This window comes from Methylibium sp. Root1272 (assembly GCF_001425905.1).
GTDB lineage: Bacteria > Pseudomonadota > Gammaproteobacteria > Burkholderiales > Burkholderiaceae_C > Methylibium.
In genome coordinates this window covers 497,050-522,529 of sequence record NZ_LMDY01000013.1, presented here as the reverse complement: position 1 = coordinate 522,529, position 25,480 = coordinate 497,050, and the positions used below count along the sequence as shown (strand labels likewise).

Below are 25,480 nucleotides of genomic sequence, written 5' to 3'. Positions count from 1 at the left end.
GCTAGCGCCCGCGCAGGTGGTCGGGCGATTCGAGCCGCTTGGCCAGCGTGGACAGCAGCCAGGTGAGCAGCAGGTAGACGGCCGAGATCGCGAGGTAGGGCTCCCAGTAGCGCGAGTAGGCCCCGGCCACGGTGCGCGCTGCCAGCGCCAGTTCGGCCAGGCCGATGGCCGAGACCAGCGAAGAATCCTTGATCAGCGTGACCGCCTCGTTGACCAGCGGCGGCACCATGCGCCGCACCGCCTGCGGCAGGATCACGTGGCGCATGCTCTGCACGTGCGTCAGACCCAGGCTGTAGGCCGCCTGCGTCTGGCCGCCGTGGATGCTCTGGATGCCGGCGCGGAAGATCTCGGAGATGTAGGCGCCGGCGTTCAGCGTCAGCGCCAGCGCGCCGGAAAAGAAGGCACCGTAGTTCTGGCGGAAATCACGCGCGGCCTCGCCGGCGAGCAGCAGGCCGGTGTCGGGATGGATCAGCGCCGGCATCAGCGCGAAGTGCACCAGCAGGATCTGCACGAACAGCGGCGTGCCGCGGAAGAAGGTGACGTAGGCGATCGTCAGCCACTGCGCCGGCTTCAGCAGCGCGGCCGCCAGCGGCGACCTCGGCTTGGGCGCATAGCGCGTGCTGCTGATCAGGCCCAGCACCAGCCCGAGCGCGAGACCGGCGACGATCGCGACGACCGTCAGCTTGATCGTCATCAGCACGCCGGCCAGGAACAGCGGTCCGTAGCCGGCCAGGATCTCCCAGCGAAAGTCCATGGGAGATCCTCGGAGTGCTGATGGGGCTGCTGCTTACTTGGAAGCCGCCGCCGCGGGAGCGGCTGCACCGAAGGTCTTGGCGTAGACCTGGTCGTAGCTGCCGTCGGCCTTGATCGCCGCGATGCCCTTGTTCACCTTCTCCAGCAGCTCGGCGTTGCCCTTCTTGACGGCAATGCCGTACTGCTCGGGGGCGAAGGCGCTGTCGCTGACGGTCTTGAAGTTGGCGGCCGCGTTGTTGGTGACGTAGTTGATGATCACGCCGTTGTCGGCCACGACGGCATCGACGCCACCGGCCTCGAGCTCCTTCAGCGCGAGCGGCGTGGACTCGAAGCGCTTGACGTTGGCGCTGTTCTTGCCCTGCAGCTTGGTCACGACCTCGTCGCCCGTGGTGCCGGTCTGCACGCCGACCTTGAGCTTCTTCAGGTCGTCGAACTTCGCGACCTTGGAGGTGGCCTTCACCGCGATCAGCTGGTAGGCGTCGAAGTAGGGAGTGGAGAAGTCCATCGTCTGCTTGCGCTCGTCGGTGATCGTGATCGACGAGATCAGCAGGTCGCGGTCACCCTGTTGCAGCGCGTTGAAGATGCCTTCCCACGGCGTGTTGACGAACTTCACCTCGAAGCCGCCCTTGGCCGCGACGGCCTGCAGCAGGTCGATGCTGAAGCCGACGATCTCGCCCTTCTCGTTCTGGAACTCGAACGGCGCGTAGGCGGCATCGGTGCCGACGACATAGACCTTGGCAGGCTCGGGCGCGGGAGCGGAGGCCACCGGGGTGGGCGCGGCAGCGGGGGCAGCGGCGGGCGCGGGCTCTTCCTTCTTGCCGCAGGCGGCGAGCAGCAGGCCGGCACCGAACAGGCCGGCGGTCTTCAGAAACTGGCGGGTCGTGAACTTCATGCGGGGTCCTCGTGGGGGTTCCGGAATCGATGGTGACAGATCGGCGGTGGCCAATTGTCACCGGATTGCTGATGCAAAAAAGCGGCCCGGAGGCCGCTTTCGAACTGAGTCCGAGAGACTTAGAAGTTGTGGCGGATGCCGAGACCGATCGACGAGAACTTGTTGTCTGCCAGCACCGGCAAGGTGGCCGTACCAGAACCGCCGTACGGGAACGAGTTGTTGTCGATCGCGTAGTAGAACGCGTACACCTTGGTGCGCTTGGACAGGTTGTAGTTGTAGCCCAGCGTGTATTGGATGGCATCGGAATCGGCCAAGTTATCCCACTCATCCGCCCAGCCGACCGACACGTGGAACTCACTGGCGCCGACGGTGTACTGAACGGTGCCCGTCACTTGGTTGCGCTTGCCGAGGACAACGTCATCGGAGTTTTCATAGGCCAGACCCAGGAGGAACGGACCCATCGTGTAGGCCGCGCCAGCTGAGAAACCCTTAATCGTGTCGTTGCCGAACTGGTCTTCGCTCTTGCTGTAGCCGGCACCGATATGGAGACCGTCGACGTCATAGTTCACGACGCCTTCATAGGTCTTCGGGCCCGTGCCTTCGCCAGCAGCCACCGTAACCGCGAACGAAACCGGACCGAAATTCGGGCTGGTGTACTCAACGGCGTTGCTGAAGCCGACACGCAACGAGTAGATGTTGTCTTCCGAGGTCGTGCCAGTGTCGTGATTGAAGACACCGATGTAATCGATCGTGCTGCCGTACAGGGCGCCCAGCGCGATCTTGCCGAGCTTGATCTGACCAAGCGTTGCGCTCTTCAAGCCGACGTAGGCATCACGGCCAAAGCCACCGGTGCCGGTGCCGTCGTCCGAACCGAAGCCGGATTCGAGCTGGAAGAACGCGCTTGCTCCCCCGCCGAGGTCTTCCGTACCGCGAAGACCCCAACGCGAAGCGTTGTTCTTCATCACGGTCGCATCGGACACGTCGTTGTCCTGGAACTCAATGGAGGTGTTCAGGCGGCCGTACAGCGTGACGCTGCTCTGTGCGAACGCGCTGCCGGTGAATGCCGCGCACAGGGCGGCGGCGAGGGCGAGTTTCTTCATCAGGAATCTCTCTTTCGTGGAGGGTTGGCGGGGCGGAACAACCAACGTCTTGATCGAAGACGCGGACCGGTTGGTGCCTTGTGAAAGTTTAGTGAAGCCGCTGCCCGGAGCCACCATTTACGATCTGCAACAGGCGCGAGAACCGCGCTTATGACGCATTCACGCAACACCCGCCATCCGGCCCCCGAGGCTGTCGCCGACGCGACTAATCGCACGCCGGACGAACCGCGCACCGCTTCAGGGCGCGCGAAAACTCAACCGCCCTGCACGCCGAACCACCACGCCAGGGCCGAGAAACTGACGAAGGCGAGCACGGTCGACGCCATGATCACGCGGGCCACTCGCCCGGTATCGGCACCGTGCCGCTCCGCGAGCAGCGACACACCGCTGGCCGACGGCAGTGCGGCGGTCAGCGTCAGCACCATCAGGTTGAAAGGTGTCAGCGCGGCGCCCATCGCGATGGCCGCACTGCCGATCGCGAACAGCAGCGCAGGGTGCACGCACAGCTTGATCAGCGCGAGCGGCAGCACCGCGACGAGGGGCGCACGCCGCGCGCCGTCGCTGGTGGCCGCGTCCAGGCGTGCGTGCTCGCCGGCCCGCCACAGCACGGCGCCGATGGTGAACAGCGCGACCGGCGTCGCGGCGGCGGCCAGCAGTTCGACGATGCGCGCCAGCGGCCCCGGCAGCACCAGTCCCGCGGCAGAGAACAGCGCCCCGAGCGCGATGGCCCACGGCTGCGGGTTGGCCAGCGGCCCGCGCAGCGCGTTGCGCAGGCGCGCGCCGAGCGGCAGGTGCGAGGCGCCATGCATCTGCGCCAGCGCGAGGCAGACCGAGCTGACGATGAACATGTCGACCAGCAGCGTGACCATCACCGGACCGGCCGCAGCCGCGCCGATCAGCGCGGTCATCATGGGCATGCCCATGAAGCCGCTGTTCGGGAAAGCGGCGACGAGCGCGCCGAAGGCCGCATCCTTGAGGTGCACGTGTGCACCGAGAGTGAGCACGATCGTCAGCGCCACGATGCCGAGGCCCGCGACCGTGTAGATCGCCAGCATCGTCGGGTTCAGCAGGTTGCCGATCGGCGTGCTCGCGCCGAAGCGGAACAGCATGCACGGCAGGGCGAAGAACAGCACGAAGGCGTTGAGGCCGGGAATCGCAGCCTCCGGCATCACGCGCGTGCGCGCCGCCAGGTAGCCGCACAGCACGAGCGCGAAGAACGGCACCGTGACCGACAGGATCGCTTGCATCGGGCCGGCAGTATGTCAGGGCGCGCGGCGCGGCCTCGGCCGGGATCGGCTGGCTATCATCGCGCGCCCCGCCGTCCGCTCCGCTCCCGTCCCGTCTTCTCCGCTCCGTCCCCCTTGTCCGCGCCTGCCTCGCTCAACACCGCCCAGATGCAGGCGGTTCACCATCTGGCCGGTCCCTGCCTGGTGCTGGCCGGTGCCGGCTCGGGCAAGACGCGCGTGATCACGCACAAGATCGCGCGCCTGCTGCAGGCCGGGCTGGCGCCGTCGCAGATCGCCGCGATCACCTTCACCAACAAGGCGGCCGCCGAGATGCGCGATCGCGCCAAGGCGCTGGTGGGGGCGCGGCCGGCCAAGGGTTTGTTGATCAGCACCTTCCACTCGCTCGGCGTGCGGCTGCTGCGCGAGGACGGCGCGGCGCTGGGGCTGAAGCCGCAGTTCTCGATCCTCGACAGCGACGACGTGCTGGGCATCCTGCGCGATGCCGGCGGCACCACCGACGCCAAGACCGCGCGGCGCTGGCAGTGGGCCATCAGCCTCTGGAAGAACCAGGGCCTGACGCCGGCACAGGCCGAGGCCGAGGCGAAGAACCCCGACGAGGTGCAGGCCGCACGCGTGATGACGCGCTACCAGGAGCGGCTGGCGGCCTACCAGGCGGTGGACTTCGACGACCTGATCGGCCTGCCGGTCGCGCTGCTGCAGCGGCACGACGAGGTGCGCGCGAAGTGGCAGGCCGCGCTGCGCCACGTGCTGGTCGACGAGTACCAGGACACCAACGCGCAGCAGTACGAGCTGCTCAAGCTGCTGGTCGGCGACGGCCAGGGCGGACGCGATCGGCCGGCGATGTTCACCGCCGTCGGCGACGACGACCAGAGCATCTACGGCTGGCGCGGCGCGACGATCGACAACCTCAAGCGCCTGCCGCAGGACTACCCGGACCTGCAGGTGATCCCGCTGGAGCAGAACTACCGCTCGACCGGCAACATCCTGCGCGCCGCCAACCACGTGATCGCGGCGAACCCGAAGATCTTCGACAAGAAGCTCTGGAGCGAGTTCGGCGACGGCGAGCCGGTGCGCGTGGTCGAGAGCGACAGCGAGGAACACGAGGCCGAGCGCGCGGTCGCGCGCATCCAGGCGCTGCGCGGCCAGGGCGGTGCGGCGGCCGGCGCGGTGGGCGGCCAGGGCATCGAGTGGAAGGACTTCGCCATCCTCTACCGCGCCAACCACCAGGCGCGCGTGTTCGAGCAGGCGCTGCGCAAGGCGCAGATCCCGTACAAGGTGTCGGGCGGCCAGAGCTACTTCGAGCGCGCCGAGATCAAGGACCTGTGCGCCTGGCTGCGCCTGCTGGTCAACCAGGATGACGACCCGGCCTTCCTGCGCGCGGTCACCACGCCCAAGCGCGGCATCGGCCACCAGACGCTGGCCAGCCTGGGCGAGTTCGCCGGCCGCTGGAAGGTCTCGCTCTACGAGGCGCTGTTCGCGGAGTCGCTCGGCACGGTGTTGAACACCAAGGCGGTCGGCTCGCTCCACGAGTTCGGCCGCTGCGTCAACGACCTCGAGTACCGCGCGCGCCAGACCAGTGGCGCGGAGGACGCGCGCGCGCTGCTGATGGGCTGGCTGAAGGACATCGGCTACGAGCAGCACCTGCACGACGGCGAGGACAGCGAGAAGCTGGCCGCCGCGCGCTGGTCGAACGTGCTCGACTTCGTCGACTGGATCGCCAAGCGCTGCGGCGGCGAGACGGCCGACGACGGCAGCGGCCTCGCGACCGAGCGCCGCAGCGTGCTCGAGGTCGCGCAGACCATCGCGGTGATCATCAGCCTGGCCGAGCGCGGCGACGACCAGAACGTGCTGACGCTGTCGACGCTGCACGCCGCCAAGGGACTGGAGTGGCCGCACGTGGTGCTGGCCGGCGTCAACGAGGGCCTGCTGCCGTTCAAGACCGACGACGAATCGCTCACCGCGGCCTCGCTGGCCCAGCGGCTGGAGGAGGAGCGGCGGCTGATGTACGTGGGTATCACGCGCGCCCGCAGCACGCTGGCGGTCAGCTGGCTCAAGCGTCGCAAGCGCGGCCGCGAGACCGTGGCCGGCGCGCCCAGCCGCTTCATTGCCGAGATGAAGCTGGAGGAAGGCCGCGTGAAGGAAGATCCGCGCGAGAAGCTGAAGGCGCTGCGGGCGGCGTTCGCGGCGAAGGCCGCCCAGCCGGCGGCCGGGCCCACGGCCGCGGACTGAGTAAGCCGCGCACGCCGGCGGCCTTATGCCGACGGCGCGAAAGCAAACAACGAAACGGTCGTTCCCCGCTGCGCCGCCAGCCCGGACACTCGAAAACTTTCGTTTTCCCGGCTGACCCGATGAACTTCCAGCAACTGCGCTCCGTCCGCGAGGCGGTGCGGCTCGGCTTCAACCTCACCGATGTGGCCGAGGCGCTGCACACCTCGCAGCCCGGCGTGAGCCGGCAGATCCGCGAGCTCGAGGACGAGCTCGGGGTGGACATCTTCGTGCGCGCCGGCAAGCGCCTGACCGGCCTCACCGCGCCCGGAGAGGCGGTGCTGCCGATCGTCGAGCGGCTGCTGCACGACGCCGACAACCTCAAGCGCGCCGGCGCCGACTACGCCCAGCAGGACCACGGCCCACTGTCGATCGCCGCCACCCACTCGCAGGCGCGCTATGCCCTGCCGCCGGCCGTGCGCGACTTCCGCGGCAGCCATCCGGGCGTGCAGCTCCAGCTGCACCAGGGCTCGCCGAAGCAGGTGGCCCAGATGCTGCTCGACGGCGAGGCCGACATCGGCATCGCCACCGAGGCGCTGGCACAGTACCCCGATCTGGTGGCGCTGCCCTGCTACCGCTGGACGCACGCGGTGCTGGTGCCGCCCGACCATCCGCTGCTCGACGGCGCCGCGCTCACGCTGCAGCGGCTCGCGGCGTACCCGCTGATCACCTACGACGCCGGCTACACCGGCCGCTCGCACATCGACGAGGCCTTCGAGCGCGAGGGCCTCGCGCCCACGCTGGCACTGACCGCGATGGACGCCGACGTGATCAAGACCTACGTGGAACTGGGCCTCGGCGTCGGCATCGTCGCCTCGATCGCCTACGACGACGAGCGCGACCGCCACCTGCGCGCGCTCGATGCGCGCCACCTGTTCGCCGTGAACATGACGCGCCTGGCGCTCAAGCGTGGCAGCTACCTGCGCGCCTATGTCTACGATTTCATCGAGAGCTTCGCGCCGTCGCTGACGCGCAAGGTGGTGCAGCGCGCGCTCGACGGCGGCAAGGTCGACGAACTCTGAGCCGTGCGCGATCTCGGTCGAGCGCCACGGCCCGACCGGGACCCGATCAGATCATCGCGGCCGGGTCGGTCTCCGACTCCTGCTCGAAGCGCGTCACGCGGCGCGGCAGCAGGTGCACGGTGGCGCCGGGTTCGAGCGGGAAACGCTCGCGCAGCGCATGGAACTCCGAACGCGGCAGTTCGACGTCGATGTAGCTGCCGTCGTCCACGCGCTTGAACTCCACCCGCGTGTTCGGGCCCACGGTGAGCGCCTGCGACAGCGTCACCGGCAGCGAGCCCTCGGCCGGTGAGGCGAGGATCGCCAGTTCGTGCGGGCGCACGTAGCTGACCTCGCCGCCCTTCGCATCGCCCCGGCCCGCGCCGAAGCGGCCGTGGAACAGGTTCACGTCGCCGAGGAACTGCAGCACGAAGGGCGACGCGGGGTGGTCGTACACATGGTCCGGTGCGCCGTCCTGCTCGACACGGCCCTGGTTCATCACGACGATGCGGTCGGCGACTTCCATCGCCTCCTCCTGATCGTGGGTGACGAACACGCTCGTCACATGCACCTCGTCGTGCAGGCGGCGCAGCCAGCGGCGCAGTTCCTTGCGCACCTTCGCGTCGAGCGCGCCGAAGGGTTCGTCGAGCAGCAGCACCTTCGGCTCCACCGCCAGCGCGCGCGCGAGCGCGATGCGCTGGCGCTGGCCGCCCGACAGCTGGTGCGGGAAGCGGTCGGCGATCCAGTCGAGCTGCACCAGCTTCAGCAAGGCGGTGACCTTGCTGCGGATCTCGGCATCGCTCGGTCGGGTGGCCTTGGGCCGCACGCGCAGGCCGAAGGCCACGTTCTCGAAGATCGTCATGTGCGCGAACAGCGCGTAATGCTGGAACACGAAACCGACCTGGCGCTCGCGCACGTCGGTGCCGGTCGCGTCTTCGCCGTGGAACAGCACGCTGCCGCTGTCGGGCACTTCCAGACCCGCGATGATGCGCAGCAGCGTGGTCTTGCCCGAGCCCGACGGGCCGAGCAGCGCCACCAGTTCACCCGAAGGAATGTCGATCGAGACGTTGTCGCAGACGACGGTCTGGCCGAAGCGCTTGTTGAGGTTGCGAACTTCGATGCTCATGCGGACTCCTGCGCGCTCGTGGCGCCCTTGATCTGGTTTCTCACGCGCCGCTCGACCAGGTACTTCAACACCAGCGTCACCAGCGCCAGCCCGGCCAGCAGCGAAGCCACCGCGAACGAGGCCGCGAACTGGTACTCGTTGTAGAGGATCTCGATGTGCAGCGGCATCGTGTTGGTCTGGCCGCGGATGTGGCCCGAGACCACCGACACCGCGCCGAACTCGCCCATCGCCCGCGCGTTGCACAGGATCACGCCGTACAGCAGCGCCCACTTGATGTTGGGCAGCGTCACGCGCCAGAAGATCTGCCAGCCCGAGGCGCCCAGCACGCGCGCCGCCTCTTCCTGCTCGATGCCCTGCGCCTGCATCAGCGGGATCAGTTCGCGCGCGATGAACGGAAAGGTGATGAACACCGTGGCCAGCACGATGCCGGGCAGCGCGAAGATGATCTTCAGGTCGTGCTCGCGCAGCCAACCGCCCAGCCAGCCCTGCAGACCGAAAACCAGCACGAAGATCAGGCCGGCGATCACCGGGCTCACCGAGAACGGCAGGTCGATCAGCGTCAGCAGGATGTTCTTGCCGCGGAAGTCGAACTTGGCGATGCACCAGGCCGCCGCCACGCCGAACACCAGGTTCAGCGGCAGCGACACCGCTGCCGCCAGCAGCGTGAGCTTGATGGCCGACACCGCATCGGGCTCGACGATCGCCGCGAGGTAGACGTCCCAGCCCTTCTTCAGTGCCTCGTAGAACACCGCGAACAGCGGCACGAACAGGAACACCGCCAGGAACACCAGCGCGATGCCGATCAGCGTGCGGCGCACCCAGGGCGCCTCGGTCGTCGCGTTGCGCAGGTTCGTCGGTGTGATCGCTGCGCCGGGTGCGGCAGGTTGCAGAGCCAGGGTGGCACCGGTCGACATGTCAGTTCCCCCCTTGCCGGCGGCGCGACCAGGCCTGCAGCAGGTTGATGCCCAGCAGCAGCACGAAGCTCGAGACCAGCATCACCACCGCGATCGCGGTGGCGCCGGCGTAGTCGTACTGCTCGAGCTTGGTGATGATGAGCAGCGGCGTGATCTCGCTGACCAGTGGCAGGTTGCCGGCGATGAAGATCACCGAGCCGTACTCGCCCAGCGCGCGCGCGAACGCGAGCGCGAAGCCGGTCAGCAGCGCCGGGATCAGGATCGGGAAGATCACCAGCCGGAAGGTCTGCGCCCGGCTCGCGCCCAGGGTGGCGGCCGCTTCCTCGATCTCCTTGCTCAGGTCCTCGAGCACCGGCTGCAGCGTGCGCACCACGAACGGCAGGCCGATGAAGGTGAGCGCGACGAACACGCCCACCGGCGTGAAGCTCACCTTGAACGGCAGGTACTGCCCGATCCAGCCGTTCTGCGAATAGATCGCCGTCAGCGCGATGCCGGCCACCGCGGTGGGCAGCGCGAACGGCAGATCGACCAACGCATCGATGATGCGCTTGAACGGGAACTCGTAGCGCACCAGCACCCAGGCGATCACCAGGCCGAACACCGCGTTCAGCAGCGCGCCGGCCAGCGAGGCGCCGAAGGTCAGCCGGTAGGACGCGACCACCCGCGGCGACGTGACCGCGTCCCAGAACGCCGGCCAGGTCAGCGTGAAAGTCTTGAGAAAGGCCGCGCTCAGCGGCACGAGGACGATCAGGCTCAGGTAGAGCAGCGTGAAACCGAGCGCGAGGTCGAAGCCGGGCAGCACGCTGTGCCGCCGCAGCAGGGTGCGGGAGAGGAACATGACTACCCCTCGCCGAACGAGGTCGTCCGTCGCTCCCCCAAGGGGATGCGGGCCGGCTTAGGGTGGCCCGGCGCTCGGCCCGCGCGCGTCTGCATGGCGTTCATTTGCGCGCTGCGAGGATCTGGTCGTAGATTCCGCCGTCGTCGAAGTGCTCCTTCTGCGCCTTGCTCCAGCCGCCGAAGACCTCATCGATGGTGAAGGTGTTGACCTTGGGGAAGTCCTTCGCGTACTTGCTCAACAGCGCAGCCGAGCGCGGGCGTAGCTGGTGCTTCGCGGCGATCTCCTGCGCTTCGTCGGACCACAGGAACTTGAGGTAGGCCTCGGCCTGCTTGCGCGTGCCCTTCTTGTCGACCACGGTGTCGATCACGCTCACCGGGTTCTCGGCCAGGATGGTCGACTTGGGGTAGACCACGTCGAAGTTGTCGCCGAACTCGGCCTTGATCAGGTTCACCTCGGACTCGAAGGTCGCCAGCGCGTCGCCGATGTTGCGCTGCGCGAAGGTGGTGGTCGCCGCTCGGCCGCCGCCGTCGAACACCGGCACGTTGGCGAAGATCTTCTGCACCAGATCGCGCGCCTGCGCCGGCGTGCCGCCGGCCTTGATCGCCGAGCCCCAGGCGGCCACATAGCTGTAGCGGCCGTTGCCGGTGACCTTGGGATTCGGGATCACGACGCTGACGCCGGGCTTGGCGAGATCAGGCCAGTCGGCGATCTTCTTCGGGTTGCCCTTGCGCACCAGGATCACCGTGACCGAGGTGGTCGGCGCGGCGTTGTTCGGCAGGCGCTTCGCCCAGTCTTCCGGGATCAGCTTGCCGCGCGTGGCGATGGCGTCGATGTCGCTCGACTGGTTCATCGTCACGACGTCGGCCTCCAGGCCGTCGATCACCGCGCGGGCCTGCTTGCTCGATCCGCCGTGGGACTGGTTGATCGTCAGATCCTCGCCGCTGGCCTGCTTCCACTGCTTCTGGAAGGCCGGGTTGATCTCCTTGAAGAACTCGCGCGCCACGTCGTAGCTGACGTTCAGCAGCGTCGGCCCGGCGGCCGTGGCCCAGCCGGTGGCCAGCAACAAGGGAGAAACGAGCAGCGCGCGGCGCAGCGACGAAGGAATGAGGGACATGGTGAGGCAGGCGCCGGAACACCCGCGGAGAGGTCAATGAGCGCGGATGCTACAAACCGCCGCTTAAAACACAAACGACAGTTTTGGCGAATGCTTATGAGAAAAATGGCGTAATGAAAACGCCGACAGGCGCCCACAAGTGAGCGCCTGCTCTCGACGAATACGCTGCGACTACTTCTTCGTGTAGATCTGATCGAAGACGCCGCCGTCGGCGAAGTGCGTCTTCTGCGCCTTGGCCCAGCCGCCGAACACCTCGTCGATGGTGAACAGATTGACCTTCGGGAAGTTCTTCGCGTACTTCGCGCCGACCTTCTCGTCGATCGGACGGTAGAAGTTGCGCGCGGCGATCTCCTGGCCTTCCACGGTGTACAGGTACTCGAGGTAGGCCTGGGCGACGTCACGGGTGCCCTTCTTGTCGACCACCTTGTCGACCACGGTCACCGGCGGTTCGGCCAGGATGCTCAGCGGCGGGTAGACGATGTCGAACTTGTCGGTGCCGAACTCCTTCAACGACAGGTGAGCCTCGTTCTCCCAGGCCAGCAGCACGTCGCCGATGCCGCGCTCGGCGAAGGTCACCGTCGAGCCGCGGGCGCCGGAATCCAGCACCGGCACGTTCTTGAACAGGTTGCCGACGAACTCGCGCGCCTTGGCGTCGTCGCCGCCAGGCTGCTTGAGTGCGAAGCCATAGGCCGCCAGATAGCCCCAGCGCGCGCCGCCCGAGGTCTTGGGGTTCGCGGTGATCACCGACACGCCCGGCTTCACCAGGTCGTCCCAGTTCTTGATGCCCTTCGGGTTGCCCTTGCGCACCAGGAAGATGTAGGTCGAGGTGTAGGGCGCGCTGTTGTGCTTCAGGCGCTTCTGCCAGTCGGTCGGCAGCAGCTTGGCCTTCTCGCCGATCTCGTCGATGTCGTAGGCCAGCGCCAGCGTCACGACGTCGGCGTCGATGCCGTCGATCACCGAGCGGGCCTGCTTGCCCGAGCCGCCGTGCGACTGCTTGACGGTCACGTTGTCGCCGGTCTTGCCCTTCCAGTACTTGGCGAACGCGGCGTTGTACTCGACGTAGAGCTCGCGCGTCGGGTCGTAGGAAACATTGAGCAGCGTCACGTCCTTGGCGGCGGCAGCGCCGGCGGCCAGGACAAGGATGGCGGCGGCGAGCGCGCCACGGACGGAAGCGAAACGGGTCATGAAGGTCCTCGGGATCACGGAATCAAGGTGGGAAGAGACGAATGGGTGGATGCTAGAAAGCGCCGCTTCAACGCGGAACGAATGAAAGCAAGGACGCTTATGCGTTTTACAACCAAGCAACCGCGACGGCGCGCCTCAGACCGCGAACGACCATTCGGCCAGCGTCGCGCGTGCCGGCCGCTGCTCGCGTGCGAGACGCGCACTCATCGCGGTGACCCAGCGCCGCGCCAGCGGCAGCGGCCCGAAGCCGGCCTCGGCGTTGATGTGCCCGGCATCGCCGAGCGTCAGCCACGCACTGCCCCATCGCTGGGCCCAGCGGCGGCTGCTGGCAGCCGTCATCCAGGGATCGGTGTCGCTGGCCACCACGGTGCTCGGCACCGCGAGGCGCTGCTGAGGCAGCAGTCCTGCGACGCCGAACTTGTCGGGATCGGCCGGCGCGACGAACAGCGCGGCGCGCACCGGCGAGTCGGGCCGCTGCGCCAGATGGCGGGCCAGCGCGAGGCAGCCGAAGCTGTGCGCGACCGCGATGAACGCCGGCTTCTCGCCATGGCTGCGCCCGGCCACGCGCTCCAGCGTCGCGTCGATGCGAGCGGCCCAGCGCTCGAGCTGCGGCTCGGACCAGTCGCGCTGCACCACGCGCTCGGCGTCGCGGTACTGCGACTGCAGCCAGGTCTGCCAGTGCACCGGCCCGCTGTCGTTCAGGCCGGGCACCACCAGCAAACGAGGCGCCTGGAACGCGGCGCTCATGGCGTGCGGCCTACAGCGTGGCGATCGACACTTCGGTCGACTTGACCAGCGCGATCACTTCCTTGCCGGGCACGAGCTGCAGTTCCTTGACCGAGCGCGTGGTGATGACCGAGGTCACGATCAGGCCGGCCGGGGTCTCGACGTCGATCTCCGACACCACCGGCCCTTCGATGATTTCCTTGACCTTGCCGCGGAACTGGTTGCGGACGTTGATGGCGGTGATGCTCATGCGGGGACTTCCTTTTCAGTGCAAAACCTGAAGGTAGCCCCCGCCGCTTCTGCAACCAACGAAGCTCTTCGCCTGCCCACATGCGCAAACCGCATGAAGGCGGGGAGCCGCGTTCAGCCGTTCACTGTCTGTCCCATCGCGCGTACCGTCGTCACCAGCGCATCGGCCTGCGCCGCCGGCAGCGCCACCAGCGCCGCGCCGCGCGCGGCCTCGAGCGTGCGCGCCAGCGTGGTGGCATGCGGCAGCAGCGTGCCGAAGAAGCGCAGCTCGGCGCCGCGCGCCACCAGCACGGTCGGGAAGTTCTCGATGTCGAGGTCGAGCGGCGCGAGCGCATCGCTGTCGTCCTCGATGTCCACCCACACACAGCGCAGCGCCGGCTGCTCGCGCGCCAGCGCCTCGAAGACCGCGCGGTAGTCGCGGCAGGTGCCGCACCACTGTGCGCACAGGCAGGCCACCAGCCAGTCGTCTTCGTTGCCACCCTGCGCGCTCGTCGTCATGCCGGCAGTGTGCCCGCGCGGCTGCGATGTGCGGGGCGGTGGGGGAATGGGCAGGGCGCCGCCCCTCAGACCGCCCACCGCAGCCGGTGGGCTCGGTAAGGGTCCGGCAACACCTCCGCGACCGCCGGCTCACTCGCCGGCTGCTGCAGCACGCGCTGCAGGATGGCTTCCTCGCGCGCGGCGAAGCCGGCTTCGCCGCGCGAGCGCGGCCGGGCCAGCGCGATGCGCTCGTCGAGCACCACCCGGTGGTCCTCGATCAGCAGCACGCGATCGGCCAGCGCCACCGCCTCGGCCACGTCGTGCGTCACCAGCAGCGCGGTGAAGCCGTGACGACGCCACAGGCTCTCGATCAGGCGCTGCATCTCGATGCGCGTCAACGCGTCCAGCGCGCCCAGCGGCTCGTCGAGCAGCAGCAGCCGCGGTGCATGCACCAGCGCGCGCGCCAGGGCCACGCGCTGGCGCTGGCCGCCCGACAGCACGGCCGGCCATTCGTCGGCGCGCTCGGCCAGGCCGACCTGCGCGAGCGCCTCGCGGGCCCGCTCCTTCGCGTCGCGCCCCTCGAGGCCGAGCGCCACGTTGTCCAGCACGCGCTTCCAGGGCAGCAGGCGTGCATCCTGGAACATCACGCGCAAGTCGCGCCGCTGGGCAAGCGACTCGCCCGCGCCGTCGAGCGCGATCGTGCCGTGGCTCGCGGTCTCGAGCCCGGCCACGAGCCTCAGCAGCGTGCTCTTGCCGCAGCCGCTGCGGCCGACGATGGCGACGAACTCGCCGGGTTCGATGCGCAGGTCGATCGCGTCGAGCACCACGCGGTCGCCGAACTGCTTGCCGACGCGGTCGAGCCGCAGTGCGGTGCCGCGCGGTGTGTCGTTCGCGCTGCGCACGATGGCCGGCGCCTCGGCGGCGGCCGGGGCACTGCGCGCATCGGTCCGGCGCGAGCCGGCCCACGCGAACTCGGGTGCCGTCGCGACCGCGAGTTCGTTCAGTTCGAGTTCGAGGTGGTGCATGGTCGGCGTCGCAGCGGAGGAGGAAGGGGAGATGTCACGGCACCGACCGGTAGCCGGGATGCCAACGCAGCCACCAGCGCTCGAGTGCCTTGGCCGCCAGGTCGGCCAGCTTGCCGAGCAGCGCGTAGAGCAGGATGCCGACCAGCACCACGTCGGTCTGCAGGAACTCGCGCGCATTCATGGTCATGTAGCCGATGCCGGCCTGCGCCGAGATCGTCTCGGCCACGATCAGCAGCACCCACATCAGGCCGAGCGCGAAGCGCAGCCCCACCAGGATGTTCGGCAGCGCACCCGGCAGGATGACCTGCCGGTACAGCGCGAAGCCCGACAGCCCGTAGCTGCGCGCCATCTCGATCAGCGCCGGGTCGACCGCGCGGATGCCGTGGAAGGTGTTCAGGTAGACCGGAAAAAACACGCCGAAGGCGACCAGGAAGAGCTTGGCGCCCTCGTCGATGCCGAACCACAGGATGACCAGCGGGATCATCGCCAACGGCGGGATGTTGCGCACCATCTGCAGCGTCGAGTCGAGCGCGGTCTCGAGCGTGCGGAAGGTGCCGGTCGCGAGGCCGAGCACCAGGCCCAGGCCGCCGCCGATCGCCAGGCCGGCGAAGGCGCGCCAGGTGCTGGTGGCCACGTGCTGCCACATCTCGCCCGACGCGGCCAGCGTCCAGAAGGCCTTCAGCACCGCCCAGGGCTCGGGCAGGATGCGGGTCGACAGCCAGCCCAGCTGCGACGCCAGCTGCCAGCCGCTCATCAGCGCGAGCGGCAGCAGCCAGGGCAGCAGGCGGCGCAGCGCGGCCCCGGAGGCCGGTCGCAGCGCGGGTCGGGCCGGCGCGGCACCGCTCGTCGGTACGGGCTCGGCGGCATCGATGACGGACATGGTGGGCTCCCTTCCGGTCATCGATCAGCTGGCGCTCACGCGCACCGGCGCGGCGGCCGGCGGCGGCACGAAGCTGTTGGCGACGATCTCGCCGAACGGCCCGCTGAGCACGTGGGTCGCCGCCGCGCCCGTCTCGCGCTGCAGCGGCAGCAGCGGGAACACCAGCTCCGCCACGCGGTGCGCCTCTTCCAGGTGCGGGTAGCCGGACAGGATGAAGTGATCGAGCCCGAGCGCCGCGTACTCCTTGATGCGCGCGGCCACCTGCTCCGGGCTGCCGACCAGCGCCGTGCCGGCCCCACCGCGCACCAGGCCTACGCCGGCCCACAGGTTGGGCGAGATCTCCAGGCCCTCGCGGATATCGGCGCGGTTGAATTGGCCCTTGTTGAGCTCGGCCATGCGGCGCTGGCCCACCGAATCCATCTGGCCGAAGCGCTGCTGCGCGGCGGCGATGGTGGCGTCGTCCAGGTGCGAGAGCAGCTCGCCGGCGGCGCGCCAGGCCTCGTCTTCGGTCTCGCGCACGATCACGTGCAGGCGGATGCCGAAGCTCAGCGTGCGGCCGTGCTTCGCCGCGCGCTGCCGGATGTCGGCCACCTTCTCGGCCACCGCGGCCGGCGGCTCGCCCCAGGTGAGGTAGGTATCGAACTGCTCGGCCGCCAGTTCGTGCGCCGCCTCCGACGAGCCGCCGAAGAACAGCGGTGGATAGGGCTTCGCGATCGGCGGGTAGAGCAGCTTCGCACCCTGCACCTGCAGGTGCTTGCCATCGAAGTCGACCGCGTTCTGCGGCTCGTGCGAGCGCGCGATCACCTCGCGCCAGATCTTCATGAACTCGACCGACTGCTCGTAGCGTTCGGCGTGGCTCAGGAACTGGCCGTCGCCGGCCAGCTCCTCGGCATCGCCGCCGGTCACCAGGTTCACCAGCAGGCGCCCGCCGGAGAGCCGGTCGAAGGTGGCGGCCATGCGCGCCGATTGCGACGGCGCCACCAGCCCCGGCCGCAAGGCGACCAGGAACTTCAGGCGCCGCGTCTCGCCGATCAGGCTGGACGCCACGACCCACGGGTCCTCGCAGGAGCGACCGGTCGGGATCAGCACGCCCTCGTAGCCCAGGCTGTCGGCCGCGATCGCGACCTGGCGGAAGTAGTTGTAGTCCGCGGCGCGCGCGCCTTGCGCGCTGCCGAGGTAGCGCGAGTCGCCGTGGGTGGGGATGAACCAGAGCAGTTTCATCGCTCGTCTCTCCTTCGTCTTCGGTCGGGTCGTTCTTGTTGTCTCAGCGGGCGGCGTTCGCGAGGCGCGCCGCGCCCGTGGCGCCGGGCTGCCACACGATCTCGGCCACCGCCACCGGCTTGGGGATCAGTCCGAGCTGCTGGAAGGCATCGGCCACTCGCTGCTGGTCGGCCACCAGCGCCGGCGACAGCGGCTTCACCGGCGACGGCGGGCGGCGCGAGATGAACAGGTGCACCGTCGCCAGGCTCAGGCCGCTGAAGTCGGCGATGAACTGCGCGGACTCCTTGCGGTGCGACTGCACGTAGGCATCGGCCCGCGTCAGCTCGTCGAGCAGGACCTGCACCGCCTGCGGGTGGTTCTGCGTGAACGCGGTCGATGCCAGGTAGAAGGAGTTGTTGCCCGACAGGCCCACGCCATTGCTCAGCACGCGCGGCTTGATGTCGAGCTCGGTCGCAGCGTAGTACGGGTCCCAGATGGCCCAGGCGTCGACGCTGCCGCGCTCGAAGGCGGCGCGCGCGTCCGACGGCGGCAGGTAGATCGGCGTGATGTCGCTCCACTGCAGCCCGGCCTGCGCCAGCGCGCGCACCACGAGGTAGTGCGCGCTGGAGCCCTTCTGGAAGGCGACCTTCTTGCCCTTCAGGTCGGCCAGCGTGCGCAGCGACGAGTCGGGTTTCACGAGGAGGGCCGAACTCTGCGGCTTGGGCGGCTCGGCGCCGACGTAGCGCAGGTCCTTGCCGGCCGCCTGCGCGAACACCGGCGGCGAGTCGCCGGTCAGGCCGATCTCCAGGCTGCCGACCGCCAGCGCCTCCAGCAGCTGCGGTCCGGCCGGAAACTCGATCCACGACACCTTGCTGTCCGGGAACCGTTTCTCCAGCGCACCCTGCTGCTTGAGGATCACGAGGTTGACCGCGCTCTTCTGGAAGCCGATGCGGATCTCCTTCGGCGCGGCCGGCTGGCTGTGCCCGTCGGGCGCAAAGAACAGCAGCCCGGCCACCAGTGCCAGGACGCCGGTGAACAAGGCGTATCGTTGGAAGCTCATCACCATCACCTCAGGGCTGCTTCTGCGCGACGCGCACCGCGGGCAGCGCGTCGGCCACGCGGATCGGCTTGGGGATCAGCTTGAGCTCGTGGAACACGTCGGCGATCTGCTGCTGCTGCGCGGCGACCTGCTCGCTGAGCGGCGTGACGTTGAAGTTGTAGCGGCGCAGCGCGAGCTCGACGATCTCCGGGTCCAGTCCCTGCAGCGGCGCGATGATCGCCGCGGCGCGCTTCAAGTCGGCCTTCAGCCAGCGGCCCTGCTCCTGCGAATCGGCGAACAGCGCCTGGATCACGTCGCCGTTCTTCTGCACGAACTTGCGCTCGGCCAGGTAGAACAGGTAGTTGTTGGCGACGCCGTTGCGGCCGTCGACCAGCACGCGCGCGCCGGTCTGCTTCTCGACTGCGGCGAGGAAGGGATCCCAGATCGCCCAGGCATCGACCGCACCCTTCTCGAAGGCGGCACGCGCATCGGCCGGCGGCAGGAAGATCGGCTGGATCTCGCTGTACTTGACGCCGGCCTTCTCGAGCGCGCGCACCAGCAGGTAGTGCACGTTCGAGCCCTTGTTCAGCGCGACCTTCTTGCCCTTGAGCTCGGCCACGCTCTTGATCGCCGAACCCTGCGGCACCACGATGGCCTCGGCCTCCGGCGCGGCCGGGTCGTGGCCGATGTAGACGAAGTCGGCGCCGGCCGCCTGCGCGAAGATCGGCGGCGCCTCGCCGACGTGGCCGATATCGACCGAGCCGACATTCAGCCCTTCGAGCAACTGCGGCCCGGCCGGGAACTCGACCCACTTCACGCCCACACCCAGCGGCGCGAGCTTCTTCTCCAGCGAGCCCTGCGCCTTCTGCAGCACGAACAGGCTGGCCGACTTCTGGTAGCCCACACGCAGCGGCTCGCGCGCCGCGCCCGAGGACTGCGCACGGGCCAGCGGCCAAGTACCGAGCGCGGCCGCACCGGCGGCCGCGCCGAAGGCCTGCAGCAGGCGGCGACGGGCCGACTGCGGTAGCCGGCTCCAGCGGGACGAGGAAGAAGAATCCGAATGGCTCATGGGGAACTCCAGTTCGTGGGCGCGGCGAACGTCGTCGCGCGCATCAACGAGGAAAGAAAGGACGGGGGCGGCCGATGAACCAGGCCAGAAAAGCGGAGACAAGCGAAGGAGACGCAGCCTGCAACCGCCCCCGCGTCAAAGGGGTCGCGATCGGGGAAGAGGTTCAGGCCGGACAGCGGAAGAGTGACAAGGCGGCTCCGTGCGGGGATGCAGTGCCCGCACGATAGGGAGACTCGCCGCAGCGGCCAACGAAGCTTTCCGGTGGTCGATAGCGGCCCGGCGCATAAGCGCGCCGAGGGGTGGCGTCGACAGGCCCTAAGGCGCGTTGGCCGTGACCGACGCCGTCTCGTCGCTCAGCGGCTGGCCGGCGCGCGACGGCTTGGTGAGCGGCGTGGGCTTCATGCGGTTGCTGTGCATCATTCCCACCCCTGCCCGCAGGCCACCGGTGATCTGGATCTGCAAGCGCTCGCCATCGCGGCGGCGCACCTCGGCGGCCACCTGCGCGGCCTCGTCGGGCGAGGCGCCGAGGGCCCGCAGTGCGGCCTCGCCGAATGCGCTGGCCGACTCGAAGGTCTCGCGCACCTGGTAGTCCACGCCCGCGGCGATGAGCTTCAGCGCATGCTCGCGATCGAAGGAGCGCACCAGCAGGCGGGCCTGCGGGAACGAATGCTTCACCAGCTCGACGATCTTCAGCGCCGCAGCCTTGTCGTCCACGCAGACGGCGATCGCCTCGGCCGTGGCGGCGCCGGAGGCGTGCAGCACGTCGAGCCGTGTGCCGTCACCGTAGTACACCTTGAAGCCGAAGCCGTCGGCGCTCTGGATCATCTCGGTGTCCGAGTCGATGATCGCCACGTCGACCCCGCGCGCCAGCAGGGCCTGGCTGGCGACCTGGCCGAAGCGGCCGAAGCCGATCATCAGCACGCTGCCGCTGAGGCCGTCGGCCCGGTCCACGCCCTCGAGCGACGCGGCGCCGCGCGGCAGCATCCAGCGCAGCGCACCGACCGCCAGCGGCGTCAGGGCCATCGACAGGATCACGATCGCGGTGAGTACCGCATGCATCGGGCCCTCCAGCAGCCCGGCGCTGACGCCGGCCGAGTACAGCACGAACGCGAACTCGCCGCCCTGGGCCATCAGCACCATGCGGTGGAGCGCATCGCCGTGCGGCGCGCCCAGCACACGAGCGACGGCGTAGATGCCGGCCGCCTTCACCAGCATGAACACCACCACGCCGCCCAGCACCTGGGGCCAGTGGCTGGCGAACACCGTGAGGTCGAGCGACATGCCGACGCTCAGGAAGAACAGGCCGAGCAGGATGCCGCGGAACGGCTCGATGTCGGCCTCCAGCTGGTGCCGGAAGCTCGATTCCGACAGCATCACGCCGGCGAGGAAGGCGCCCATCGCCATCGACAGGCCGCCGAACTGCATCAGCAGCGCGGCGCCCAGCACCACCAGCAGCGCGGCGGCGGTCATGACCTCCCGCGCACGCGCCGCCGCCAGCAGCCGGAACATCGGGTTCAGCAGCCAGCGCCCCGCGATCGTGACGCTGCCCACCGCCACCAGCGCCAGCAGCAGCGCCCGCCAGATGGAACTGTCGACGTCGGCCTGCGCCGGCGCGAGGAAGGCCACGATGGCCAGCAGCGGCACGATCGCCAGGTCCTCGAGCAGCAGGATGGAGACCACGCGCTGGCCGCGCGAGGTGGCCGTTTCGCCGCGCTCGTCGAGGATCAGCATGACCGTGGCGGTGGAGGTCATCACGAAGCCCATCGCGGCCACGAAGGCCACGGCGGCAGACAGCCCCGCGAGCATGCCGACGCCGGTGAGCAGCGCGCCGCACGCCAGCACCTGCGCCAGGCCCAGGCCGAAGATCTCGTGGCGCAGGCTCCACAGGCGCTTGGGCTGCATCTCCAGCCCGATCACGAACAGGAACATCACGACACCGAGCTCGGCCACGTGCAGGATCGTCTGCGCGTCGGCGATCAGCCCCAGGCCGAACGGCCCGATCGCCAGCCCGGCGGCCAGGTAGCCGAGCACCGAGCCGAGCCCGAGGCGCTTGAACAGCGGCACGGCCACCACGCCGGCGGCCAGCAGCACCACCACACGGACCAGTTGTTCGTTGCCTGCCGCCTCGACCGCCATGCCTGCTCTCCTGCCGTTGCCGAATACCGTGGGGATACGGCCGCGCGCGGCCGCATTGAAAAAGGGCCGGCAACCTCGGGTTGCAGGCCCTGCTTGACGACGCCTCGGGACGCGTCAGAACGGGATGTCGTCGTCCATGTCGTCGAAGCCGGTGGCCGACTTCTGCGGCGCCGCGGCAGGCGCCTGGCGCGAGGCCGCAGGGCGCTGAGGTGGGCGCGCCGCGCGCTGCGGGGCCTCGCCGCCGCCTTCGTCGCCGCGGGAATAGCCGCCACCACCGCCGTCGTCGCCGCCACCCATGCCTTCACGGCCCCCGAGCAACTGCATCTGCTCGGCAATGATCTCGGTGGTGTACTTCTCGACGCCGTCCTTGTCCTGCCACTTGCGGGTCTTCAGCCGGCCTTCGACGTAGACCGGGCGGCCCTTCTTCAGGTACTCGCCGGCGATCTCGGCCAGGCGGTCGTAGAACACCACGCGGTGCCACTCGGTCTCCTCGACCTTGTCGCCGCTGTCCTTGTTCTTCCAGTTGCGGGTGGTCGCGAGGCTGATGTTGCACACGGCCGAACCGCTGGGCGTGTAGCGCACCTCGGGGTCGCGGCCCAGGTTGCCGATCAGGATGACTTTGTTGATGGAGGCCATGCCGCTGCTCCCGCGCAGTAAGGAGAAAGAAGGGATTCGGAGGGGTCCGCGGCCCGGGAATCCGGGGGCGGCCGACGATTATGCCCGCCACCCCGATGGCCCTGCGCCCGGTTCTTGCATGAGCCGGCCCAGGCATCATCGGTGCGTGGGCGGCCGCCGCCCACGCACCGCCGCACCGTCCCGAACTCTTGAAGAAGCAACCCGACTTCACCCAGGCCGTTCGCCAGGAACTGGTCGACTGGCGCTCCTGGCGCGATCGCGCCGTGGTCCTGGCGTACGCGGTCGCGGCGGGGCTCGCGGTGGTCGGCTTCACGATGCTGAGCGAGCTGGCGCTCGAGGGCTTCGGCGCCCTGCGCGGCCTGCACCCGCTGCTGCCGCTGGTCTGGATGCCGGCCCTCACCGCGGCGCTGGTGTGGTTCACGCTGCGCTGGGTGCCGGGCGCCGCGGGTTCCGGGATCCCGCAGGTACTGGCAGCGCTGGACACGCGCACCTCGCCGTCGCAGCGCGGCCTGTTCGTGTCGCTGCGGCTGAGCGTGGCCAAGCTGGTGCTGGCGTCGGGTGCCCTGCTGGCCGGGCTGTCGGCCGGACGCGAAGGCCCGTCGGTGCAGGTGGCGGCCGGCGTGATGCTGCATGCGAGGCGCTGGCTGCCGGCCCGCTCGAGCGTCACCGACCACGGCCTGCTGATCGCCGGCGGCGCCGCCGGCATCGCGGCAGCCTTCAACGCGCCACTGGCCGGCGTGGTGTTCGCGATCGAGGAGCTGTCGCGCAAGATCGAGAACCGCAACAGCGGGCTCATCATCACGGCCATCGTGCTGGCCGGCCTGGTGGCGGTCTCGGCCTTCGGCAACTCGACCTACTTCGGCGTCATCCGCGTCGGCCGGCTCGACAGCGGCCTGTTGCTGCCCGGCCTGCTGGTGGTGCTGTGCGCGGGCCTGCTGGGCGGGCTGTTCTCCCGATTGCTGATCGTGTCGGTGGTCGGCGCGCCCGATCGCTTCTGCGCGCTGCGGCGACGCCACCCGGTGCGCTTCGCGGCCGGCTGCGGCTTCGTGGTGGCGCTGATCGGCATCGTCAGCGGCGGGCTCACCTACGGCAGCGGCTACGACGAAACCAAGGGCCTGCTGAACGGCGACGCCGGCCTGCCGGTGCTGTTCGTGCTGCTCAAGTTCATCAGCACCTGGCTGTCGGCGTGGAGCGGCGTGCCGGGCGGCATCTTCGCGCCCTCGCTGTCGGTCGGCGCGGGCATCGGCGCCGACATCGCGCAGCTCACCGGCTCGCCGGCCGGCGCGGCGCTGATCGCCATCGGCATGGCCGGCTTCCTGGCGGCCGTGACGCAGGCGCCGATCACGGCCTTCATCATCGTGATGGAGATGGTCGACGGCCACGCGATGGTGCTGAGCCTGATGGCCGCGGCGCTGGGCGCCAGCGGCCTCTCGCGGCTGCTGAGCCGGCCGCTGTATGCCGAGCTGGCCGAGCTGCAGCTGCGGCGCCTGCCGGCCGTGCCGTCGACGATGCCGCCGGACCCGGGCCCCGCCACCACCACTTCGTTCCAGGACTCGACCCCCACTCGGCCCTGACCGCTGCGCCCGGGCGGGATGCGCGGGCGCTCCGCTAGCATCCGCCCCGTGACCCCGCCGCGATCCGACCCGACCCTGCCCGCCACCGACCCGCTGAACGTGCTGCAGGAGGTGTTCGGCTACACCGCCTTCCGCGGCCACCAGGCCGAGATCGTCGACCACGTGAGCGCCGGTGGCGACGCGCTGGTGCTGATGCCCACCGGCGGCGGCAAGAGCCTGTGCTACCAGGTGCCGGCCATCGCACGCCACCGTGCCGGCCTCGGCGTGACGGTGGTGGTGAGCCCGCTGATCGCGCTGATGCACGACCAGGTGGGCGCGCTCGAGGAGGCCGGCGTGCATGCGGCCTTCCTGAACTCCTCGCTCGAACTCGCCGACGTGCAGCGCATCGAGCGCGAGATGATGAGCGGCCGCCTGGTCCTGCTGTATGCCGCACCGGAGCGGCTGACCACGCCGCGCATGCTGGCGCAGCTGGATTCGCTGCACGAGCGCGGCCTGCTGAGCCTGTTCGCGATCGACGAGGCGCACTGCGTGAGCCAGTGGGGCCACGACTTCCGCGAGGACTACCTGGGCCTCCACGTGCTGCACGAGCGCTATGCCGACGTGCCGCGCATCGCGCTCACCGCCACGGCCGACGAGCACACCCGCGCCGACATCGTGTCGCGCCTGCAGCTCGAGGACGCGCGCCTGTTCGTCAGCAGTTTCGACCGGCCGAACATCCGCTATCGGGTGGTCGAGAAGGACGAGCCGCGCAAGCAGCTGCTGCGCTTCATCGGCGACGAGCACGAGAGCGAGGCCGGCATCGTGTACTGCCAGTCGCGCAAGAAGGTCGACGAGACCGCGGCCTGGCTCGAGACCGAGGGCATCACTGCGCTGCCCTACCACGCCGGACTCGACGCCGCGGTGCGGCAGCGGCACCAGAACCGCTTCCTGCGCGAGGACGGCATCGTGATGGTCGCGACCATCGCGTTCGGCATGGGCATCGACAAGCCCGACGTGCGCTTCGTCGCCCACCTCGACCTGCCGAAGAACATCGAGAGCTACTACCAGGAGACCGGTCGTGCCGGTCGCGACGGCGAGCCCGCCGAAGCCTGGATGGCCTACGGCCTGGCCGACGTGGTGAACCAGCGCCGCATGATCGACGACGGCCCGGCCGGCGAGGAGTTCAAGCGTGCGCAGCGCGGCAAGCTCGACGCGCTGCTGGCGCTGGCCGAGGCGCACGACTGCCGCCGCGTGCGACTGCTCGATTATTTCGGCGAGGCCTATCGCGAGCCCGGAGCGGATCCGGGTTTCCCGGTCCGCGCAGCGCCCCCGCGGGAGGCAGCGACCGAGGGGAGCGTGGGGACCGTCCATTGCGGCAACTGCGACAACTGCCTGAACCCGCCGGCGGTGTGGGACGCCACCGAGGCGGCGCGCAAGCTGCTGTCCTGCATCTACCGCTTCGGGCAGCACGGCCGCGGCCCGCGCAGCTTCGGCGCCGGCCACCTGATCGACGTGCTGCGCGGCAAGGCCACCGACAAGGTCGCGCAGTACGGCCACGACGGCCTGTCGACCTTCGGCCTCGGTGCCGACCTGTCCGAGCAGCAATGGCGCGGCGTGCTGCGCCAGCTGGTCGCGCTGGGCCACGTGGTGTCCGAGGGCGAATACAACACGCTGGCGCTGACCGACGGCGCGCGCGCGGTGCTCAAGGGCGAAGTGCAGTTGCTGCTGCGTGTGCCGAACGACACGCCGAAGCGCGGCCGCATCGCGCGCGGTGGCGGCAGCGCCGGCCGCGGCGCGAAGGGCAGCGGCGCGCCCGCCGACCTGGACGCCACCGCGCAGGCCCGCTTCGAGGCACTGCGCGCCTGGCGCGGCGAGGTGGCGCGCGAGCACAACCTGCCCACCTACATCATCTTCTCGAACGCCACGCTGGCCGAGATGGCGCGCCGCGCGCCGGCCACGCTGGGGGAGCTGGGCGAGATCAGCGGCGTGGGGGCAAAGAAGCTCGAGGCCTACGGGCGCGAGATCCTGCGGGTGCTGGACGCCGGCCGCTGAGCCTCG

At 69.5% G+C, this 25,480-nt stretch carries 23 protein-coding genes; 4 read left to right on the top strand and 19 right to left on the bottom strand.

What is annotated here, in order from left to right; genetic code table 11:
* Position 1: 1 nt before the first annotated feature.
* The 4 genes from ASC67_RS11515 to ASC67_RS11500 form a co-directional block, all read right to left on the bottom strand.
* Complete coding sequence (locus tag ASC67_RS11515) at positions 2-754, bottom strand: amino acid ABC transporter permease (protein ID WP_056320092.1); 753 nt, start codon at positions 752-754, stop codon at positions 2-4.
* Positions 755-787: 33 nt separating this feature from the next.
* A complete protein-coding gene (locus ASC67_RS11510) occupies positions 788-1,645 on the bottom strand; it encodes a basic amino acid ABC transporter substrate-binding protein (RefSeq protein ID WP_056320089.1) in 858 nt (285 codons plus the stop codon).
* A 119-nt stretch (positions 1,646-1,764) separates the two neighbouring features.
* Positions 1,765-2,745 (bottom strand): porin, encoded by a 981-nt coding sequence (locus ASC67_RS11505; protein WP_056320086.1) that lies wholly within the window; start codon positions 2,743-2,745, stop codon positions 1,765-1,767.
* A 254-nt stretch (positions 2,746-2,999) separates the two neighbouring features.
* Positions 3,000-3,992 carry an AEC family transporter gene (locus tag ASC67_RS11500; RefSeq protein ID WP_056320082.1) on the bottom strand — a complete coding sequence of 331 codons (993 nt, stop codon included), beginning with the start codon at positions 3,990-3,992 and terminating at the stop codon, positions 3,000-3,002.
* Positions 3,993-4,004: 12 nt separating this feature from the next.
* Here ASC67_RS11500 and ASC67_RS11495 point away from each other — a divergent pair, with 12 nt between their 5' ends.
* Both ASC67_RS11495 and ASC67_RS11490 read left to right on the top strand, forming a co-directional pair.
* The gene (locus ASC67_RS11495) at positions 4,005-6,221 is read left to right on the top strand and encodes an ATP-dependent helicase (protein ID WP_404932871.1); all 2,217 of its coding nucleotides are present in this window, start codon (positions 4,005-4,007) and stop codon (positions 6,219-6,221) included.
* 119 nt (positions 6,222-6,340) lie between these two features.
* Positions 6,341-7,279, top strand: coding sequence for a CysB family HTH-type transcriptional regulator (locus ASC67_RS11490; RefSeq protein WP_056320079.1), 939 nt, complete (start codon positions 6,341-6,343; stop codon positions 7,277-7,279).
* A gap of 46 nt (positions 7,280-7,325) precedes the next feature.
* Here ASC67_RS11490 and ASC67_RS11485 read toward each other — a convergent pair whose 3' ends face one another.
* The 15 genes from ASC67_RS11485 to ssb all read right to left on the bottom strand — a co-directional run bounded on the left by ASC67_RS11485 (position 7,326) and on the right by ssb (position 21,869).
* A complete protein-coding gene (locus tag ASC67_RS11485) occupies positions 7,326-8,381 on the bottom strand; it encodes a sulfate/molybdate ABC transporter ATP-binding protein (protein ID WP_056320075.1) in 1,056 nt (351 codons plus the stop codon).
* Positions 8,378-9,295, bottom strand: a complete 918-nt coding sequence (cysW, locus tag ASC67_RS11480) for a sulfate ABC transporter permease subunit CysW (RefSeq protein WP_156466742.1) — start codon at positions 9,293-9,295, stop codon at positions 8,378-8,380. Before cysW ends, ASC67_RS11485 begins: the two co-directional genes overlap by 4 nt.
* A gap of 1 nt (position 9,296) precedes the next feature.
* Positions 9,297-10,133 carry a sulfate ABC transporter permease subunit CysT gene (gene cysT, locus ASC67_RS11475; RefSeq protein ID WP_056320072.1) on the bottom strand — a complete coding sequence of 279 codons (837 nt, stop codon included), beginning with the start codon at positions 10,131-10,133 and terminating at the stop codon, positions 9,297-9,299.
* Between the two features lie 100 nt (positions 10,134-10,233).
* Positions 10,234-11,247 (bottom strand): sulfate ABC transporter substrate-binding protein, encoded by a 1,014-nt coding sequence (locus tag ASC67_RS11470; RefSeq protein WP_056320067.1) that lies wholly within the window; start codon positions 11,245-11,247, stop codon positions 10,234-10,236.
* 171 nt (positions 11,248-11,418) lie between these two features.
* Positions 11,419-12,432, bottom strand: a complete 1,014-nt coding sequence (locus ASC67_RS11465) for a sulfate ABC transporter substrate-binding protein (protein WP_056320066.1) — start codon at positions 12,430-12,432, stop codon at positions 11,419-11,421.
* 135 nt (positions 12,433-12,567) lie between these two features.
* Complete coding sequence (locus ASC67_RS11460) at positions 12,568-13,179, bottom strand: alpha/beta hydrolase (protein ID WP_235566293.1); 612 nt, start codon at positions 13,177-13,179, stop codon at positions 12,568-12,570.
* A 10-nt stretch (positions 13,180-13,189) separates the two neighbouring features.
* Positions 13,190-13,408, bottom strand: a complete 219-nt coding sequence (locus ASC67_RS11455; RefSeq protein WP_011827720.1) for a molybdopterin-binding protein — start codon at positions 13,406-13,408, stop codon at positions 13,190-13,192.
* A 113-nt stretch (positions 13,409-13,521) separates the two neighbouring features.
* Positions 13,522-13,905, bottom strand: a complete 384-nt coding sequence (locus tag ASC67_RS11450; protein WP_056320061.1) for a thioredoxin family protein — start codon at positions 13,903-13,905, stop codon at positions 13,522-13,524.
* A 65-nt stretch (positions 13,906-13,970) separates the two neighbouring features.
* Complete coding sequence (locus tag ASC67_RS11445) at positions 13,971-14,909, bottom strand: ATP-binding cassette domain-containing protein (protein WP_235566292.1); 939 nt, start codon at positions 14,907-14,909, stop codon at positions 13,971-13,973.
* A gap of 34 nt (positions 14,910-14,943) precedes the next feature.
* A complete protein-coding gene (ssuC, locus tag ASC67_RS11440) occupies positions 14,944-15,789 on the bottom strand; it encodes an aliphatic sulfonate ABC transporter permease SsuC (RefSeq protein ID WP_056320057.1) in 846 nt (281 codons plus the stop codon).
* A gap of 24 nt (positions 15,790-15,813) precedes the next feature.
* Positions 15,814-17,010, bottom strand: a complete 1,197-nt coding sequence (gene ssuD, locus ASC67_RS11435; RefSeq protein WP_056320055.1) for an FMNH2-dependent alkanesulfonate monooxygenase — start codon at positions 17,008-17,010, stop codon at positions 15,814-15,816.
* A gap of 43 nt (positions 17,011-17,053) precedes the next feature.
* On the bottom strand, positions 17,054-18,049 hold the full coding sequence (locus tag ASC67_RS11430) for an aliphatic sulfonate ABC transporter substrate-binding protein (RefSeq protein ID WP_156466741.1): 996 nt from the start codon (positions 18,047-18,049) through the stop codon (positions 17,054-17,056).
* 10 nt (positions 18,050-18,059) lie between these two features.
* Positions 18,060-19,097, bottom strand: a complete 1,038-nt coding sequence (locus ASC67_RS11425; protein WP_056320052.1) for a sulfonate ABC transporter substrate-binding protein — start codon at positions 19,095-19,097, stop codon at positions 18,060-18,062.
* Between the two features lie 315 nt (positions 19,098-19,412).
* Positions 19,413-21,233, bottom strand: a complete 1,821-nt coding sequence (locus tag ASC67_RS11420) for a monovalent cation:proton antiporter-2 (CPA2) family protein (RefSeq protein WP_056320049.1) — start codon at positions 21,231-21,233, stop codon at positions 19,413-19,415.
* Positions 21,234-21,347: 114 nt separating this feature from the next.
* Positions 21,348-21,869 carry a single-stranded DNA-binding protein gene (ssb, locus tag ASC67_RS11415; RefSeq protein WP_056320040.1) on the bottom strand — a complete coding sequence of 174 codons (522 nt, stop codon included), beginning with the start codon at positions 21,867-21,869 and terminating at the stop codon, positions 21,348-21,350.
* 188 nt (positions 21,870-22,057) lie between these two features.
* Here ssb and ASC67_RS11410 point away from each other — a divergent pair, with 188 nt between their 5' ends.
* Both ASC67_RS11410 and ASC67_RS11405 read left to right on the top strand, forming a co-directional pair.
* Positions 22,058-23,443: a chloride channel protein gene (locus ASC67_RS11410; protein WP_056320035.1), complete on the top strand. Its 1,386-nt coding sequence runs from the start codon at positions 22,058-22,060 to the stop codon at positions 23,441-23,443.
* 18 nt (positions 23,444-23,461) lie between these two features.
* Positions 23,462-25,474 (top strand): RecQ family ATP-dependent DNA helicase, encoded by a 2,013-nt coding sequence (locus ASC67_RS11405; RefSeq protein ID WP_082535965.1) that lies wholly within the window; start codon positions 23,462-23,464, stop codon positions 25,472-25,474.
* The last annotated feature ends 6 nt before the right edge of the window (positions 25,475-25,480 follow it).

Excerpts from the sequence above, each read along its gene's own strand:
- cysT (WP_056320072.1), bottom strand. The coding sequence starts at position 10,133 with ATGTTCCTCTCCCGCACCCTGCTGCGGCGGCACAGCGTGCTGCCCGGC.
- ASC67_RS11455 (WP_011827720.1), bottom strand. The coding sequence starts at position 13,408 with ATGAGCATCACCGCCATCAACGTCCGCAACCAGTTCCGCGGCAAGGTC.
- ASC67_RS11505 (WP_056320086.1), bottom strand. The coding sequence starts at position 2,745 with ATGAAGAAACTCGCCCTCGCCGCCGCCCTGTGCGCGGCATTCACCGGC.
- ssuD (WP_056320055.1), bottom strand. The coding sequence starts at position 17,010 with ATGAAACTGCTCTGGTTCATCCCCACCCACGGCGACTCGCGCTACCTC.
- ASC67_RS11445 (WP_235566292.1), bottom strand. The coding sequence starts at position 14,909 with ATGCACCACCTCGAACTCGAACTGAACGAACTCGCGGTCGCGACGGCA.
- ASC67_RS11495 (WP_404932871.1), top strand. The coding sequence starts at position 4,005 with ATGTCAGGGCGCGCGGCGCGGCCTCGGCCGGGATCGGCTGGCTATCAT.
- ASC67_RS11460 (WP_235566293.1), bottom strand. The coding sequence starts at position 13,179 with ATGAGCGCCGCGTTCCAGGCGCCTCGTTTGCTGGTGGTGCCCGGCCTG.
- cysW (WP_156466742.1), bottom strand. The coding sequence starts at position 9,295 with ATGTCGACCGGTGCCACCCTGGCTCTGCAACCTGCCGCACCCGGCGCA.
- ASC67_RS11465 (WP_056320066.1), bottom strand. The coding sequence starts at position 12,432 with ATGACCCGTTTCGCTTCCGTCCGTGGCGCGCTCGCCGCCGCCATCCTT.
- ASC67_RS11490 (WP_056320079.1), top strand. The coding sequence starts at position 6,341 with ATGAACTTCCAGCAACTGCGCTCCGTCCGCGAGGCGGTGCGGCTCGGC.
- ASC67_RS11420 (WP_056320049.1), bottom strand. The coding sequence starts at position 21,233 with ATGGCGGTCGAGGCGGCAGGCAACGAACAACTGGTCCGTGTGGTGGTG.
- ASC67_RS11515 (WP_056320092.1), bottom strand. The coding sequence starts at position 754 with ATGGACTTTCGCTGGGAGATCCTGGCCGGCTACGGACCGCTGTTCCTG.
- ASC67_RS11430 (WP_156466741.1), bottom strand. The coding sequence starts at position 18,049 with ATGAGCTTCCAACGATACGCCTTGTTCACCGGCGTCCTGGCACTGGTG.
- ssuC (WP_056320057.1), bottom strand. The coding sequence starts at position 15,789 with ATGTCCGTCATCGATGCCGCCGAGCCCGTACCGACGAGCGGTGCCGCG.
- ASC67_RS11485 (WP_056320075.1), bottom strand. The coding sequence starts at position 8,381 with ATGAGCATCGAAGTTCGCAACCTCAACAAGCGCTTCGGCCAGACCGTC.
- ASC67_RS11450 (WP_056320061.1), bottom strand. The coding sequence starts at position 13,905 with ATGACGACGAGCGCGCAGGGTGGCAACGAAGACGACTGGCTGGTGGCC.
- ASC67_RS11405 (WP_082535965.1), top strand. The coding sequence starts at position 23,462 with ATGCGCGGGCGCTCCGCTAGCATCCGCCCCGTGACCCCGCCGCGATCC.
- ASC67_RS11500 (WP_056320082.1), bottom strand. The coding sequence starts at position 3,992 with ATGCAAGCGATCCTGTCGGTCACGGTGCCGTTCTTCGCGCTCGTGCTG.
- ASC67_RS11510 (WP_056320089.1), bottom strand. The coding sequence starts at position 1,645 with ATGAAGTTCACGACCCGCCAGTTTCTGAAGACCGCCGGCCTGTTCGGT.
- ASC67_RS11425 (WP_056320052.1), bottom strand. The coding sequence starts at position 19,097 with ATGAGCCATTCGGATTCTTCTTCCTCGTCCCGCTGGAGCCGGCTACCG.
- ASC67_RS11470 (WP_056320067.1), bottom strand. The coding sequence starts at position 11,247 with ATGTCCCTCATTCCTTCGTCGCTGCGCCGCGCGCTGCTCGTTTCTCCC.
- ssb (WP_056320040.1), bottom strand. The coding sequence starts at position 21,869 with ATGGCCTCCATCAACAAAGTCATCCTGATCGGCAACCTGGGCCGCGAC.